Origin of the sequence: Cellulomonas sp. NTE-D12, assembly GCF_027923705.1 — a bacterium.
Classification (GTDB): domain Bacteria; phylum Actinomycetota; class Actinomycetes; order Actinomycetales; family Cellulomonadaceae; genus Cellulomonas.
In genome coordinates this window covers 2,338,941-2,353,871 of the sequence record NZ_AP026442.1, presented here as the reverse complement: position 1 = coordinate 2,353,871, position 14,931 = coordinate 2,338,941, and the positions used below count along the sequence as shown (strand labels likewise).

The 14,931-nt window shown below is 73.6% G+C and carries 14 protein-coding genes; 12 read left to right on the top strand and 2 right to left on the bottom strand.

The annotated features are described in order from the left end of the window. Window positions 1-50: 50 nt before the first annotated feature. The 3 genes from QMF98_RS10840 (at window position 51) to QMF98_RS10830 (ending at window position 2,696) form a co-directional block, all read left to right on the top strand. Entirely contained in the window at window positions 51-851 is an 801-nt protein-coding gene (locus QMF98_RS10840) for a hypothetical protein (RefSeq protein WP_337973054.1), read from the top strand. Window positions 852-990: 139 nt separating this feature from the next. Next, window positions 991-1,707 (top strand): phosphatase PAP2 family protein, encoded by a 717-nt coding sequence (locus QMF98_RS10835; RefSeq protein WP_337973053.1) that lies wholly within the window; start codon window positions 991-993, stop codon window positions 1,705-1,707. Next, on the top strand, window positions 1,707-2,696 hold the full coding sequence (locus tag QMF98_RS10830; protein WP_337973052.1) for a phosphatase PAP2 family protein: 990 nt from the start codon (window positions 1,707-1,709) through the stop codon (window positions 2,694-2,696). Before QMF98_RS10835 ends, QMF98_RS10830 begins: the two co-directional genes overlap by 1 nt. Here the strand turns inward: QMF98_RS10830 and QMF98_RS10825 are convergent. Next, window positions 2,601-3,374, bottom strand: coding sequence for a DUF1206 domain-containing protein (locus tag QMF98_RS10825; protein ID WP_337973051.1), 774 nt, complete (start codon window positions 3,372-3,374; stop codon window positions 2,601-2,603). The two genes, QMF98_RS10830 and QMF98_RS10825, sit on opposite strands and share 96 nt — an antisense overlap. Before the next feature lie 102 nt (window positions 3,375-3,476). Here QMF98_RS10825 and QMF98_RS10820 point away from each other — a divergent pair, with 102 nt between their 5' ends. After that, window positions 3,477-4,004, top strand: coding sequence for a phosphoribosyltransferase (locus QMF98_RS10820; RefSeq protein WP_337973050.1), 528 nt, complete (start codon window positions 3,477-3,479; stop codon window positions 4,002-4,004). Here QMF98_RS10820 and QMF98_RS10815 read toward each other — a convergent pair. Then, complete coding sequence (locus tag QMF98_RS10815; protein WP_337973049.1) at window positions 3,955-4,668, bottom strand: HAD hydrolase-like protein; 714 nt, start codon at window positions 4,666-4,668, stop codon at window positions 3,955-3,957. The two genes, QMF98_RS10820 and QMF98_RS10815, sit on opposite strands and share 50 nt — an antisense overlap. 118 nt (window positions 4,669-4,786) lie before the next feature. On the opposite strand from QMF98_RS10815, the gene QMF98_RS10810 reads away from it, so the two are divergent. From QMF98_RS10810 to ndk, 8 genes are all read left to right on the top strand, one after another. After that, window positions 4,787-6,403, top strand: coding sequence for a methyl-accepting chemotaxis protein (locus QMF98_RS10810; protein WP_337973048.1), 1,617 nt, complete (start codon window positions 4,787-4,789; stop codon window positions 6,401-6,403). Between the two features lie 284 nt (window positions 6,404-6,687). Continuing rightward, window positions 6,688-9,975, top strand: coding sequence for an isoleucine--tRNA ligase (gene ileS, locus QMF98_RS10805; RefSeq protein WP_337973047.1), 3,288 nt, complete (start codon window positions 6,688-6,690; stop codon window positions 9,973-9,975). After that, on the top strand, window positions 9,972-11,360 hold the full coding sequence (locus tag QMF98_RS10800) for a bifunctional folylpolyglutamate synthase/dihydrofolate synthase (RefSeq protein ID WP_337973046.1): 1,389 nt from the start codon (window positions 9,972-9,974) through the stop codon (window positions 11,358-11,360). The genes ileS and QMF98_RS10800 overlap by 4 nt, the downstream gene beginning before the upstream one ends. A 167-nt stretch (window positions 11,361-11,527) precedes the next feature. Further along, window positions 11,528-12,523, top strand: coding sequence for a dihydroxyacetone kinase subunit DhaK (dhaK, locus tag QMF98_RS10795; RefSeq protein WP_337973045.1), 996 nt, complete (start codon window positions 11,528-11,530; stop codon window positions 12,521-12,523). A gap of 72 nt (window positions 12,524-12,595) precedes the next feature. Next, window positions 12,596-13,231 carry a dihydroxyacetone kinase subunit DhaL gene (dhaL, locus tag QMF98_RS10790; protein ID WP_337973044.1) on the top strand — a complete coding sequence of 212 codons (636 nt, stop codon included), beginning with the start codon at window positions 12,596-12,598 and terminating at the stop codon, window positions 13,229-13,231. Next, window positions 13,228-13,953, top strand: coding sequence for a dihydroxyacetone kinase phosphoryl donor subunit DhaM (gene dhaM, locus QMF98_RS10785; protein ID WP_337973043.1), 726 nt, complete (start codon window positions 13,228-13,230; stop codon window positions 13,951-13,953). The genes dhaL and dhaM overlap by 4 nt, the downstream gene beginning before the upstream one ends. An 84-nt stretch (window positions 13,954-14,037) precedes the next feature. After that, window positions 14,038-14,451, top strand: a complete 414-nt coding sequence (locus QMF98_RS10780; protein WP_263729107.1) for a DUF4233 domain-containing protein — start codon at window positions 14,038-14,040, stop codon at window positions 14,449-14,451. A 38-nt stretch (window positions 14,452-14,489) separates the two neighbouring features. Next, window positions 14,490-14,924: a nucleoside-diphosphate kinase gene (gene ndk / locus QMF98_RS10775; protein ID WP_337973042.1), complete on the top strand. Its 435-nt coding sequence runs from the start codon at window positions 14,490-14,492 to the stop codon at window positions 14,922-14,924. Window positions 14,925-14,931: the final 7 nt, after the last annotated feature.

The following is a 14,931-nucleotide window of genomic DNA, read 5'->3' as shown; positions in this document are numbered from 1 at the left end:
GCGCCTGCTCGGGAGCGTCCCCCGGCGCGCCGTCCCCATCACCGTCCGGCGTGCCCGGTTCGTCGGCGCCGCCCACCGTCGAGGCGCCGTCGTCGTCGGCCCCGTCCGCGACGCCGTCGACCCCGCTGCCGTCGAGGGCCCCCCTGACGAGCGCCTCGGCGCAGCGCGATCTGGCCCCCTTCGTCGACGCGGCGCGTGACCTCGACAGGCGGCTCCATGCCGCAGCGGCCCTGATCAACACGGGTATCCACGCGGACACCGTCGTGGTCGACCGGTCGACGGCCGCCGCAGTGAAGGGGCTCGACCTCGGTGCCGTCGGCTCTGCCATCCCCGGCGGCCTACCTCGCGAGCTGATGCGGCGGGTGCTGACCACCTACAGCGACCTCGCCTCCCGCACGCTGGCGATGAGTCCCTTCCGTTTCGCGGACAGGACGTACACCCGCATCCCGCCTGAGGGGACGACGGCCCGAGCGGAGGGCGAGGACATGGTGCTGTGCCTCGGCAACGGCACCGTCGCAGCGCAACGCTTCGATGCGGACCTCGCGGGCGTGGTGACCGCCGCGGGATCGACACCACCACTGCCGACGGTGGACCCGGCCTCGCTCGCGCGGGCCGAGGTCGACGTGCGGCTGACGGAGATCGTCCTGCGCAACCGTGGGTGCGGCGCCTGCGGCGGCTTTGTGCAGACCGAGGTGTCGACCATCGTCTGGGACCAGGCGCCGGACTCCGCCACGACGCGGACCGGCACGATCCTCCCGGAGGGGTCCGCTGGAGGCGTCGGCGGCGGCCTCTCGTTCACGGCCGTCTATACGCCCGGTACCGGCTGGAGGATCGACATCCTCGCCTGCTGACGCCTGCGCCCGCGATCTTCGGAGCCGATCTGCGGGTCGGCACCGCGCTCGACCTGCGCGGGGACCGGCCACCTGCAGTCGTCCGCCGCTGCGCACGGCTCGACGCGCGGTCGTGGGGCGCCACCCCTACCGTGCAGGCATGAAGGCCACGGTGTCCCGCCGCAGGCGGCTGCTGCGTGCCGTGGGGCTCTCGCTGGCGTTCAGCGTCCCCGCCGCCGTGCTCGCCTTCGTCGTCCGCGTGGGCGTGCCCGACGTGATCCGGCTCGACGACGCCGCGATCCGTGCCATGACCCCGCTCGCGCAGACAGACGCGACCCTGCGGTCGGTGCTGCTCGCCGGCCAGGCCGCGTTCCAGCCGCCATGGGTCAACCTGGTCGTCGCCCTGGTCTGCCTGTGGGCCTGGCGACGTCGTGGGCTCGGCACCCGGGCGCTGTGGGCGATGATCACGGTGCTGCTGGGCTGGGGGCTCGGCAATGCGGTCAAGGCGCTGGTCGGCCGCGCACGGCCCGTCGTCGAGCACGCCGTGGACCATGCCCCGGGGTACAGCTTCCCCTCCGGTCACGCCACCAACACGACCGTCGCCGCGATCGTCCTGCTGGTGCTGCTCTGGCCGCTGCTGCGTCGCCGAGGACGTGCGACCGGCGTGGTGCTCGCCGTGGCGGCGGCGCTGCTGATCGGCCTGGACCGGGTGATGCTCGGCGCCCACTTCCCGTCCGACGTGCTGGGCGGCTACCTGCTCGGGGCCGCCGTCGCGGCGGGCTCGGCGCTCGGCTACCTCGGCCGTGGTCCCGCTGCGCAGAACGAACCCTCGGTCGACCACCCCTCCACCGCCCCACCGTCCCCCGAGGAGCCCTGATGAGCGCCCTGACCCGGTACGACGCCGACCGCTCCGCGCCCACCGTCCGGGAGGCCGCCCGTGACGCGCTGGTCCGTGCCGCGCTGCCGGCCGTCCTGCTGTTCGGCGTGGTGCTCGGCCTGGGTCTCGTGCTGACCGGGCCGCTGCACGGCGTGCCGTCGGAGCGCGCCCTGAGCCAGGCGCTCGCCGACGGCCGGACGCCGCTGATGAACACGCTGACGCGCTACGGCTCGCTCACGGGCAGCACGGGCGTCATCGCCGTCTGCACGCTGCTCGCCGTCCTGCTGCTGTGGTGGGCGACGCGTCAGTGGTGGTCCGCCGTCGTGCCCGCGATCGCGGTCCTGCTCGAGCTCGCCGTGTTCCTGAGCACGTCGCTCATCGTCGGGCGGCCGCGCCCGGACGTCCCGCACCTCGACCAGGCACCGCCGACGTCGAGCTATCCCAGCGGGCACACCGGCGCGTCGACGGCCCTGTGGTTCAGCCTCGCGCTGCTCGCGCAGCGGATCCGCAGCACCTGGGTCCGGGTGCTGGTGACCGTGCTCTGCGCGCTGGTGCCGTTCGCGGTGGCGTACTCGCGGATGTACCGCGGCATGCACAGCGCCACCGACGTCGCAGCCGGGTTCCTCAACGGTGCCGTCTGCGCGGCTCTCGCGTACGGGTACCTGCGGCGGGACACCGCCAGGAGGGTCCCGGTCGACGACGCTCCCGACCGCACGACGTCCGGGCACGGCCGGTTCACCCCGGAGCTGACGCCGCCCGCACCGGGCTCGCCGACGCCGACCTCGACCACGTCGGCGTTCGCACCGGCGGCCGGGCCGGCGCCCCTGCGGACCGGGCGGCACGCAGCCCCGCCCACGTCGGCACCCCCTGCGGCCGCAGCGCCGGTGGCAGCCTCAGACGCGGGCGTACCGCGCGCGGGCGAAGGAGTAGATGCCGTACGCCGCCAGGCCCACCGCCACGAGGATCAGCAGCACCCGTCCCAGGGGTAGCGCGAGCAGGCTGCGCAGCGCGCCGTCGAGGCCCTTGGCCTTGGTCGGGTCCGCCGTGAGCGCCGCCGAGACGAACAGGCCGCCCACCAGGGCGAGCGCGACGCCCTTGGCCACGTAGCCGATGCGGCCGGCGAGCACGACGCCACCGTTGGGGTGCTCGCGCAGGTCGGTGAGGAACGTCTTCTTCCAGCCCTTGACGACGTGGTAGACGCCGACGACGACCACCAGCACGCCGATCGCACCGACCAGCAGCCGGCCGGCGGGGTAGGTCATCAGCCGGGCGGCCGTGCCGGAGGACTGCTGGTTGCCGGACGCCCCGGAACCGCGCAGCACGCTGAACGTGGTCCAGGCGAGCGCCAGGTACACCACGGCCTTGGCGGCCGGCTTGATCCGCTGCTTGCCGTACCGGCCGATCGCCTCGGCCACCTGCCAGACGCCGAGCAGGATGAACCCGGCCAGCAGCACCCACAGCAGCGCCTTGCCGATGCCGGTGCTGGCCAGGGCCGCGAGCGCACCGTTCTGGTCCGCCGTGGCCGCGTGGCCCAGGGCGAGCTGCAGGGCGAGCCAGCCCAGCAGCAGGTGCAGCACCCCGCTTGCCGCGTAGCCCAGCCGGGCGCCGTTCTCGAGCACGGGGTGGTTGCCGGCCCGGACGGCCGACGCGCGCACGGTGTGGTCCATGGATCGCAGGATCGCACCGGCTGTGCGCACCCGCGCGCCGAGGGCGCAGGGCCTCCGCCGGTGCGCAACCTGGTGGCAACGCGGCGCCCCTACCCTGTGCCGATGACGATCGGACGCCCGACCCAGGCAGACGAGTCCGGTGCCGAGCTGGCGGACGCCCGCGAGGTGCTCGGCTGGGAGCTGTTCGGGACCGCGGTCCGCGAGCTGGCCCAGGCGGTGGTCGACTCCGGCTTCCGGCCGGACGTCGTGGTGGCGGTGGCGCGCGGCGGGCTGCCGCCGGGTGGCGCGCTCGCGTACGCGCTGGGCACCAAGGCGGTCGGCACGCTGAACGTCGAGTTCTACACGGGGGTCGACGAGCGGCTGGCGGAGCCGGCCGTGCTCCCGCCGCTGCTGGACACGTCGGCGCTGCACGGCCTGCGGGCCCTCGTCGTCGACGACGTGGCCGACACGGGGGAGACGCTGGCGCTGGTGCAGCGGCTGGTGGCCGAGCACTGCGACGAAGCGCGCACCGCGGTGCTGTACGCCAAGCCTCGATCGGTCGTCGACCCGGACTACGTGTGGCGGCGCACCGACCGGTGGATCACCTTCCCGTGGTCGGCGCAGCCTCCGGTCGCACCTTCTGCGGGCTGAGCGGCAGGCGGTCCGCCACCGCGGGCAGCAGCTCGGCGGGGCGGTCCAGCACGACCACGGCCCCGGCACCCTGCAGCTCGCCCGGAACGGCGTACCCCCACGCCACCCCGAGCGTGTCGATGCCGTGCGCACGGGCGCCGATGACGTCGTGCTCCCGGTCGCCCACCATCAGCGTGGTGGCCGGGTCGTAGCCGTCGGGCCCGAGCGAGGCGAGCGCCTCGGCGATCACGGTGGCCTTCGACGACGGCACGTCGTCCGGCGGCGCCCCGAACACCCCGTCCAGCAGCTCCGCGAGACCGAAGTGCTCGACGATCGGCCGGGCGAACACCGTCGGCTTGGAGGTCGCCACGAGCAGACGGGCGCCGGCGGCACGCAGGTCACGCAGCGCCTCCGGCACGCCGTCGAACACCGCGTTGTCGAACATGCCGCCGGCCCGGAAGTACCGGCGATACGCGGCGATCGCCTCGCCGACGCGTTCGGCCGGCACCCCGTGCGCCAGGAACGACCCGGCGATCGGCGGTCCGACGAAGGTGCGCAGCGTCGCGGCGTCGGGGGTCGGCAGGCCCAGGTCGGCGTAGGCCGCCTGCGCCGACGCCACGATCCCGGGGGCCGAGTCCGTCAGGGTGCCGTCGAGGTCGAGCAGGACGAGCGGTGCTGGGCTCATCCCACGATTGTCTCAGCGACCGCCGGGTACCCGGCGGTCCGGGCCTCCGGTCTCGTCAGGACTGAGTGTCGACGGCCGATGGGTTGGACAGCCGTCCACCTCGAACCGGAGCCTCTCGATGACCACGCCTGCCACCGCTTCCGCCGCCCGCCGAGCGCACCTCACGGTGCGCGGCAAGATCCTCGGCCTGGTGGCCACCTTCGCGGTCGTCGCCGTCGCGCTCGGAGGTGTGGCTGCCGTGCAGATCACGCAGATCACGGCCGGCGCCGCGCGTCTGGCGCACACCCAGGCCACCGTCGGCACGTCGCTGACGGCGCTGAAGGACGCGCTGTGGACGGTCCGCAACCAGGTGACCGCCGTCGCGGCCTACCCGCAGGCAGCCAAGAAGGCCCAGGCAGACAAGCTCGCGACGGCGTACCAGGGGCTGGACAAGGCGGAGACCGCCTTCGTCGACGCCTTCACGTCCTCCCAAGGCGCCGCTCCCGCCCACTGGCAGGGATTCGTCGACGCGCTGGCCGCGTACCGCAAGGTGGTCGACGGCGACCTGATGCAGGCGGCGCTCAGCGGCGACCAGACCGCGTGGGCGGGCGTGCGCGACAGCAGCGCGGCGTCGCTCGGCGGTGCGATGGTCACGGCCCTCACCGACGTGGAGAGCGAGGTGACCGCCGCGATGACCCGTCAGGCCCGCGACGCGAAGGCGGCCGGTGACCGCGCGCTGCAGCTGACGGTCGGGGCGCTGGCGGTCGGTCTGCTGCTGTCGGCCCTGGTGGGCGTGCGGATGGCGAACTCGATCCGTCGGGCGGTCGCCGAGGTGAAGCACTCGGTGGACGCGCTCGCGCACGGCGATCTGACCCGGGAGCCGCGCGTGTTCACCGGCGACGAGATCGGTCAGATGGCCGGCGCCCTCGCGCGTGCCCAGAGCACGCTGCGCGCGACCATGCGGGGTGTCGGCGACGCCGTCCTCACCGTGTCGTCCGCCTCGGAGGAGATGTCCGCGATCTCCACGCAGGTCGCTTCCGGCTCCGAGGAGACCAGCGCGCAGGCCGGCGCGGTCGCGGCCGCTGCCGAGCAGGTCAGCCGGAACGTGCAGGCCGTCGCCGCAGGCGCCGAGCAGATGGGTGCCTCGATCCGCGAGATCGCCGTGTCCGCCAACGAGGCGGCGCGCGTCGCCGAGCAGGCCACCCAGGTGGCGGACCGCACCAACGAGTCCGTGTCCCGGCTCGGCGCCTCCAGCCAGGAGATCGGCAACGTCGTCAAGGTGATCACCAGCATCGCGGAGCAGACGAACCTGCTCGCGCTCAACGCGACGATCGAGGCCGCGCGCGCCGGCGAGGCGGGCAAGGGGTTCGCGGTCGTCGCGGGCGAGGTGAAGGACCTCGCGCGGGAGACGGCGACCGCCACGGAGGACATCGCCCGCCGGGTGGCCGCCATCCAGGCCGACACCGACGGTGCCGTGGAGGCGATCGGGCAGATCGCACAGATCATCGCGGAGATCAACACCCACCAGCTGACCATCGCCTCGGCGGTCGAGGAGCAGACGGCCACCACCAACGAGATGTCCCGCTCCGTGACGGAGGCGGCGACGGGCTCCGGTGAGATCGCCGGCAACATCGTCGGCGTCGCCGACGCCGCCCAGTCGTCCACCCGCGCGCTGTCCCAGCTCAACGAGTCGACGGGGGAGCTCGCCCGGCTCGCCGCCGGCCTCCGGTCGCAGGTCGCGGGCTTCACGTACTGACGAGCCGCTTCACGTACTGACGCCCCGACATACACTCGGGGCACAGGCGTCGACCCGGCCATCACCGGCGAGCCTCCGGAAGAACAGGTCCGCAGCAGCACCGCGGCCCCCAGTAGAACCGGACGGGGCAGGCCCGTCACAGCCGCAGGCGAGCGGCCGGACCCCTCGGGGCCCGGCAAACGAGGTGGTACCGCGGTGTCGTCCGGCCGGTCCGGACGTCGTCGTCCTCGTGACCAGGAGTCGTCCGCACCCGACCGGGTGCGTGCAACCAGGAGAGTCTCGCCGTGGCGTATCCGCTGCACCGTCCCGCGCCGTCCGCGCCGTCGTCCCAGTCCGAGCCCCAGGGCGTGCCCGCCTCCCCGGACCTGCCCGCGCTCGAGCAGGACGTGCTCGCCTACTGGAAGGCCGACGGCACGTTCGTCGCCTCGGTCGAGGCGCGTGAGGCCGGTCCCGACGGCAGCAACGAGTTCGTCTTCTACGACGGCCCGCCGTTCGCCAACGGCCTGCCGCACTACGGCCACCTGCTGACGGGCTACGTCAAGGACGTCGTGCCGCGCTACCAGACGATGCGCGGTCACCGCGTGGAGCGACGGTTCGGCTGGGACACCCACGGCCTGCCGGCGGAGCTGGAGGCCGAGCGGATCCTCGGCATCACCGACAAGTCGCAGATCGAGCAGATGGGCATCGCGGCGTTCAACGCCGCCTGCCGCGAGTCGGTGCTGACGTACACCCACGAGTGGGAGGACTACGTCACCCGCCAGGCCCGCTGGGTGGACTTCGAGCACGACTACAAGACGCTCGACCCGACGTTCATGGAGTCGGTGATCTGGGCGTTCAAGCAGCTGTACGACAAGGGGCTGGCGTACTCCGGCTACCGCGTGCTGCCGTACTGCTGGCGCGACCAGACCCCGCTGTCCAACCACGAGCTCGGCATGGACGCGGACGTCTACCGGGAGCGTCAGGACCAGACCGTCACCGTCACGTTCCCCCTGGTCGGGGAGCGGGCGGAGGCTCTCGGCCTGGCCGGTGTGCGGGCGGTCGCGTGGACGACGACGCCGTGGACGCTTCCCACGAACGAGGCGCTGGCGGTCGGCGCCGACATCACGTACGTCGTCGTCCCGGCCGGCCCCGCGGGGACCTCCGCCGGCACCGGTCCCTTCCTCCTGGCGCGCGACCTGCTGCCGGGCTACGCCAAGGACCTCGGCTACGCGGCCCCCGACGACGCGGTGGCCGCGGTGACCCGCGAGGTCCCCGGCGCCGAGCTGGCCGGCCTGCGCTACGAGCGGTTGTTCGACTACTTCGCCGACACCGAGAAGCACGGCACGCAGGACGCCTGGCAGGTGCTGGTCGGCGACTTCGTCACCACCGAGGACGGCACCGGCATCGTGCACCTGGCACCCGCCTACGGCGAGGTCGACCAGGGTGCCTGCGACGCCGCGGGCATCCCCACGCTGCTGTCCGTGGACGACGCCGGCAGGTTCACCGCCGTGGTGCCCGACTTCGAGGGCCAGCAGGTGTTCGAGGCGAACATGCCGATCATCCGGCGCCTGCGCGAGGACGGCCGGCTGCTGCGCCAGGCGTCCTACGTGCACTCCTACCCGCACTGCTGGCGCTGCCGGAACCCGTTGATCTACAAGGCCGTCTCCTCCTGGTTCGTCAGGGTGACCCAGTTCCGTGACCGGATGATCGAGCTGAACCAGCAGATCGCGTGGACGCCGGAGCACATCCGCGACGGCCAGTTCGGCAAGTGGCTCGAGGGCGCCCGCGACTGGTCGGTGTCCCGCAACCGGTACTGGGGCACGCCGATCCCGGTGTGGGTGTCCGACGACCCGGCGCACCCGCGCGTCGACGTCTACGGCTCGTTCGCCGAGCTGGAGGCCGACTTCGGCCGGCTGCCGCGCAACGAGGCCGGTGAGCCGGACCTGCACCGGCCGTTCGTCGACGAGCTGACGCGGCCCAACCCGGACGACCCGACCGGGCAGAGCACCATGCGCCGCATCCCCGACGTCCTGGACGTGTGGTTCGACTCCGGGTCCATGCCGTACGCGCAGGTGCACTACCCGTTCGAGAACGCCGACTGGTTCGAGCACCACTTCCCCGGCGACTTCATCGTCGAGTACGTCGGCCAGACGCGCGGCTGGTTCTACCTGCTGCACGTGCTGGCCACGGCGTTGTTCGACCGGCCGGCGTTCACCTCGGTGATCTGCCACGGCATCGTGCTGGGCGACGACGGCCGCAAGGCGTCCAAGTCGCTGCGCAACTTCCCGGACCCGATGGAGATGTTCGACACCTACGGCTCCGACGCCGTGCGGTGGTCGCTGATGAGCTCGCCGGTGCTGCGCGGCGGCAACCTCGTGGTGGCGGAGGAGAACATCCGCGAGGCGGTGCGCCAGGTGGTGCTGCCGCTGTGGAGCACCTACTACTTCTTCAGCCTGTACGCCGGTGCGGCCGACGGGGGGCGGGGCTACCTCGCCCGGGCCGTGGACGACGAGCGGGCCGCCGGTCTGCCGGTGATGGACCGCTACCTGCTGGCCCGCACCGGCGAGCTGGTCGCCCAGGCGACCGCGGCGCTCGACTCCTACGAGATCGCCGCGGCCTGCGCCCTGGTGCGCGAGCACCTCGACGTGCTGACCAACTGGTACGTCCGCACGCAGCGCGACCGGTTCTGGGCGGAGGACCACGACGCGTTCGACACCCTGTGGACCGCGCTCGAGGTGCTCACCCGCGTGATGGCGCCGCTCGCACCCCTGGTGACCGAGGAGGTGTGGCGGGGCCTGACCGGGCAGCGGTCGGTGCACCTGACCGACTGGCCGACGCACGTGCCGGGCGGGCACGGTGCCGACGAGAACCTGGCGGCCGTGGTCGACCAGGTCCGCTCCGCGGTGTCGACGGCGCTGGGGCTGCGCAAGGCGCACCAGCTGCGCGTGCGGCAGCCGCTGCGGTCGCTGACCGTCGCGGTGGCCGACCCGGCAGCGGCTGAGCCGTACACCGACCTCGTGGCGGCCGAGCTGAACGTCAAGCGTGTCGAGCTGGTGACCGACGACGAGGACGCGGCCGGCCGGTTCGGCATCACGCAGCGCCTCGCGGTGAACGCCCGTGCGGCCGGGCCCCGGCTCGGCAAGGGCGTGCAGACCGCCATCCGCGCCGCCAAGGCCGGCTCGTGGCGCGCGACCGAGGACGGGGTGGTGGTGACGCTCGACGACGGCACCGACGTGCCGCTGCTGCCCGCCGAGTACGACCTGACGACGGTGGTCGACGGAGCGGCCGGTGCTGACGTCGCGGCGGCGGTGCTGCCGGGCGGCGCCGGGTTCGTCGTGCTCGACCTCGCGCTCGACGACGCGCTGCTCGCCGAGGGGTACGCCCGGGACGTGGTCCGCGCGGTGCAGGACGCGCGCAAGGCGGCCGGTCTGCGGGTCAGCGACCGGATCGACCTGCACCTGCAGGTGCCGGCCGACCAGGTCCCGGCCGTCGAGGCGCACCGCGAGTTCGTCGCCCGCGAGACGCTGGCGACCTCGTTCGAGGTGCGACCGGGCGACGAGCTCGCCGTCCAGGTCAGCCGGGTGGAGGCATGAGCCGCCGCGGCTCGTCGGGCGCCGACCACCACCGCGACCAGCAGGCCGAGGCCGCCCGTCAGGAGGCCGATCGGATCTACGCCGCGATCGTCGCCCGCGCACCGGAGCACGAGATCGACCCCACGCTCGACCGCGTCCGGCAGGTGTGCGAGCTGCTCGGCGACCCGCAGGACGCCTACCGGGTGGTGCACCTGACCGGCACCAACGGCAAGACGTCCACCGCGCGCATGGTCGAGCGGCTGCTGCGCGAGCACGGGCTGCGCACCGGCCGGTTCACCAGCCCGCACCTGACCCGGGTCAACGAGCGCATCGCGATCGACGGCGAACCGATCAGCGACGAGCAGTTCGTCGCGGTGTGGAACGACGTGGCGCCGTACGTCGAGCTGGTCGACCAGCGGTCGGCGGAGGCCGGCGGGCCGCGGCTGTCGTTCTTCGAGGTGTTCACCGTGATGGCGTTCGCCGCGTTCGCCGACGCGCCGGTGGACGTCGCGGTCGTCGAGGTCGGCATGGGCGGCCTCTGGGACTCCACCAACGTCGTCCGCTCGCAGGTGCAGGTGATCACCCCGGTGGCGATGGACCACGAGCGCTACCTCGGCCACACCCTGGCCGAGATCGCCGCCCAGAAGGCGGGGATCATCAAGGACGGCGGCACGGTGGTGGTCTCCGCGCAGTCCGAGTCGGCCGAGGCGGTGATCGAGGCGGCCGCCGCCGAGCACGGCGCCCGGCTGGTGCGCGACGACCAGGAGATCGCGGTCCTGGAGCGCCAGGTGGCCGTCGGCGGGCAGCTGCTGACGCTGCGCGGCATCGGCGGCATCTACCAGGACGTCTTCCTGCCGCTGCACGGTGAGCACCAGGCCCACAACGCCCTGCTCGCGCTCGCCGCCACCGAGGCGCTGCTGACCGGCGGCGGTGCGCTGGGCGGCGACGTCGTCGGCGCCGCCTTCGCCGACGTCAGCTCCCCGGGTCGCCTCGAGGTGGTCCGGTCCAGCCCGACGGTGCTCGTGGACGGTGCCCACAACCCGGCGGGGATGGAGGCGATGGTTGCCGCGCTGGACGAGGCGTTCGCCTTCGAGCGGCTGGTCGGCGTGGTCGGCGTGATGGCGGACAAGGACCCGGAGGCGATGCTCGGCCTGCTGGAGCCGGTGCTGGCGGAGGTGGTCGTCACGCACGCCGGCTCACCGCGAGCGATGGACGTGCAGGACCTGGCCGATCTCGCCTACGACGTGTTCGGCGAGGACCGCGTGCACGTCGTCGAGCGGCTGGACGAGGCGATCGCGCTCGCGGTGGAGCGCGCCGAGAGCGAGGTCGAGCGCGGCGCGGGCGTCCTGGTCACCGGTTCGCTGCTGCTTGTTGCAGAGGCGCGTGTGCTGCTGGGTCGCCCCTGACCTCGTGCACGAACGTGCAGCGGCAGCGCACTTGCGTCCGGTGCAGCCCCCGGCGAGGGTGAGCCTCACGGGACGACGGCGTCCCGGTCGCCGTGTCCCGCGACGCCGATCGGCGCCACCCTCGGGACGCCGCACAGCTGCCCACCCGAGGAAGGCAGGTCGCCGGAGTGAAGAAGCTCATCAACGATCCCGAGCACGTCGTCAACGAGTCCGTCGAGGGGTTCGGTCTGGCCCACGCCGACGTCGTCGCCGTGCACACCGACCCGATCTTCGTCACCCGCGCCGGTGGTGCGGTGCAGGGCAAGGTCGGCCTGGTCAGCGGCGGCGGCAGCGGCCACGAGCCCCTGCACGCCGGCTTCGTCGGCCTCGGCATGCTCGATGCTGCCGTCCCCGGCGCCGTCTTCACGTCTCCTACCCCGGACCAGGTCGCCCCGGCCATCCAGGCCGCGGACGGCGGCGCCGGTGTGCTAGCGATCGTGAAGAACTACACGGGCGACGTGCTCAACTTCGAGACGGCCGCCGAGCTGGCCGACGCCGAGGGCGTCACGGTGCGCTCGGTGGTGGTCAACGACGACGTCGCCGTCGAGGACTCGCTCTACACCGCCGGCCGTCGCGGCGTCGCCGGCACGGTCTGCGTGGAGAAGATCGCGGGTGCCGCCGCGGAGCGCGGTGACGACCTCGACGCCGTGGTCGCCGTCGCGGAGAAGGTCATCGCGAACGTCCGCTCGATGGGCGTCGCCCTGACCGCCTGCACGGTCCCGCACGCCGGCAAGCCGAGCTTCGACCTGCCCGAGGACGAGATCGAGATCGGCATCGGCATCCACGGCGAGCCGGGCCGCCGCCGCATCCCGCTGGCCTCCGCCGACGAGATCACGGAGATGCTGCTCACGCCGGTCGCCGACGACCTGAAGCTCACCTCCGGCGAGAAGGTGCTGCTGTTCGTCAACGGCATGGGCGGCACTCCGCAGTCGGAGCTGTTCATCGTCTACCGGCGGGCGCGGGCGCTGCTCGAGGGCCGGGGGGTCGAGGTGGTCCGGTCGCTGGTCGGCAACTACGTCACCTCGCTCGAGATGCAGGGTGCGTCGGTCACCGTGCTGCGGCTGGACGACGAGCTCACGGCCCTCTGGGACGCGCCGGTGCACACCGCCGCGCTGCGCTGGTGAGGCGCGCCTGGTAGGACGGTCGCCGGGGGCATCGGCGACGGTGAGCGGGTCGGACGAGCCAGGGAGCGCGGGATGAGTCTGGACGTGGCGTGGGCGGTCGAGTGGGTGCGCCTCTCGGCGAAGGTGGTCAAGGAGCACCGCGAGGAGCTGATCGAGCTCGACCGGCAGATCGGCGACGGTGACCACGGCGAGAACATGAACCGCGGGTTCACCGCCGTCGTCGCCAAGCTCGACGCCCTCGAGGCGCCACCGGACCAGGTCGGTGACGTGCTCAAGCTGGTCGCCACCACCCTGATGTCCACGGTCGGCGGCGCCGCCGGCCCGCTGTACGGCACCGCCTACCTGCGTGCGGCGAAGGCGGCCGCGGTGGCCGAGCTCGACTCGGCTGCCGCGGTTGCCGTCCTGGAGGCGGCGCTGGAGGGCATCGTCGCCCGCGGCAAGGCCCACACGGGCGAGAAGACGATGGTCGACGCGTGGACGCCCGCGGTCGAGGCTGCGGAGTCGGTGGCGGACAACGGCGGGTCGCCCGCCGCGGTGCTGGCGGCGGCGGCCGACGCCGCGGCCACGGGAGCGCAGGCCACCATCCCGCTCCTGGCCACCAAGGGGCGTGCGTCCTACCTCGGCGAGCGCTCCATCGGCCACCTGGACCCCGGCGCCCGGTCGACCGAGCTGCTGCTGCGCGCGGCGGCGGACGCGGCCGGCGCATGACCGTCCAGGTGGCGTTGGTGCTGGTCTCGCACTCGCGCCTGATCGCCGAGGGGCTGGCCGAGCTCGCGGGGCAGATGGCACCGGACGTCACGCTGCTCCCGGCCGGCGGCATGCCCGACGGCGGCCTCGGCACCAGCTACGACGCCATCGAGGCCGCCCTGGAGCAGGCGACCGCCGACGGCCGCTCGGCCGTGGTCCTCACGGACCTCGGATCCGCCGTGATGACCGCGCAGTCCGTCCTGGAGATGCTCGACGAGCCGGTCGCGGAGCGTGTCCTGCTGGCCGACGCACCGCTCGTCGAGGGTGCCGTGGCCGCTGCGGTCGCCGCCCAGGGCGGGGCAGGGGTCCAGGGGGTGCTCGCGGCGGCCGAGGGCGCCGTCGCCACGTTCGCGGACGTCCTGCACCCGCACCCCGGGCACACCGCGGTCGAGCAGGCGTCCACCACGGAGCTGTCCACGGAGCCCGGCGCCGTCCGCACCACCGTCACGGTGACCAACAGGTTGGGGCTGCACGCGCGGCCTGCGGCGATCGTCGCCCGGACGGTCGCCGGCTTCGACGCGCACGTGCGGCTGGGCGGTGTGGACGCCGCGAGCGTGCTCCAGCTGATGGCGCTGGGCGTGGCCAACGGCACGGACCTGATCCTCGAGGGCAGCGGGGAGCAGGCCCAGCAGGCGGTGGACGCGGTGGTCGCGCTGTTCGAGGACAAGTTCGGCGAGGACTGAGCGCCGCGCGCCGCCCGGGAGCCGCGTCGACGACGACCGGTTGCGGGACGAGGGGTCGTCGAGACGCGCCGGTAGCCTGACCGCGTGACCAGCCCCGCGCCCGCCGTGCGACGCAAGCGCCCGGCGCGCATCGTCCTCGGCCAGACGATGCTGCTGCTCGAGGCCTTCGTCGTGCTCTTCGCCGCCCTGGTGGCGTTCGGCCTCCGGTCGGCGCCGCCGGCGGCGATCTGGTCCGTCGGCGGGGGGCTGGCGGCGCTGCTGCTGGTGCTCGCCGGCCTGCAGCGGCCGCGTTGGGGCTCCGTCGCCGGCACCGTGGCGCAGCTGCCGGTGCTGGCGTGCGGGTTCGTGGTGCCGATGATGTTCGGCGTCGGAGGCCTGTTCGCCGTCCTCTGGGTGCTGTTCCTGTGGCTCGGGGTGCGGATCGACGCGGAGCGAGCGGTCTTCGACGCCGCGCACCCGGACGCCGTGGAGCCCGCGCGGCCCCGTCGTCGGGTCTGACGGCGGCCGGGTCCGGGACCGGCACTAGGGTTTCCGCCATGGCCGACGCACCTTCCGTTCAGCGCACCCTTGTCCTCGTCAAGCCCGACGGCGTGAGCCGGGGCCTGGTGGGCGAGGTGCTGCGCCGCATCGAGGCGAAGGGCTACACGCTGGCCGCCGTCGAGCTGCGGACCGCCGACCGGGCGATCTTCGAGCAGCACTACGCCGAGCACCTCGGCAAGGCGTGGCTGCCGGCCCTGATCGACTTCATGACGTCCGGTCCCCTCGTCGCGGTGGTGGCCGAAGGTCACAAGGTGATCGAGGGCTTCCGCTCGCTCGCCGGTGCCACCGACCCGACCGCCGCCGCCCCCGGCACCATCCGCGGGGACCTGGCGCGCGACTGGGGCACCTCGGCGATCCAGAACATCGTGCACGGCTCGGACTCGCCCGAGTCCGCAGCGCGCGAGATCGCCCTCTGGTTCCCGCACCTGTGACCGACGC

What these genes read in the sequence shown, in the direction of transcription:
- QMF98_RS10810 (WP_337973048.1), top strand. Translation starts at nt 4,787, where the DNA reads ATGACCACGCCTGCCACCGCTTCCGCCGCCCGCCGAGCGCACCTCACG.
- ndk (WP_337973042.1), top strand. Translation starts at nt 14,490, where the DNA reads ATGGCCGACGCACCTTCCGTTCAGCGCACCCTTGTCCTCGTCAAGCCC.
- QMF98_RS10800 (WP_337973046.1), top strand. Translation starts at nt 9,972, where the DNA reads ATGAGCCGCCGCGGCTCGTCGGGCGCCGACCACCACCGCGACCAGCAG.
- dhaM (WP_337973043.1), top strand. Translation starts at nt 13,228, where the DNA reads ATGACCGTCCAGGTGGCGTTGGTGCTGGTCTCGCACTCGCGCCTGATC.
- QMF98_RS10835 (WP_337973053.1), top strand. Translation starts at nt 991, where the DNA reads ATGAAGGCCACGGTGTCCCGCCGCAGGCGGCTGCTGCGTGCCGTGGGG.
- QMF98_RS10830 (WP_337973052.1), top strand. Translation starts at nt 1,707, where the DNA reads ATGAGCGCCCTGACCCGGTACGACGCCGACCGCTCCGCGCCCACCGTC.
- QMF98_RS10815 (WP_337973049.1), bottom strand. Translation starts at nt 4,668, where the DNA reads ATGAGCCCAGCACCGCTCGTCCTGCTCGACCTCGACGGCACCCTGACG.
- QMF98_RS10820 (WP_337973050.1), top strand. Translation starts at nt 3,477, where the DNA reads ATGACGATCGGACGCCCGACCCAGGCAGACGAGTCCGGTGCCGAGCTG.
- dhaL (WP_337973044.1), top strand. Translation starts at nt 12,596, where the DNA reads ATGAGTCTGGACGTGGCGTGGGCGGTCGAGTGGGTGCGCCTCTCGGCG.
- QMF98_RS10825 (WP_337973051.1), bottom strand. Translation starts at nt 3,374, where the DNA reads ATGGACCACACCGTGCGCGCGTCGGCCGTCCGGGCCGGCAACCACCCC.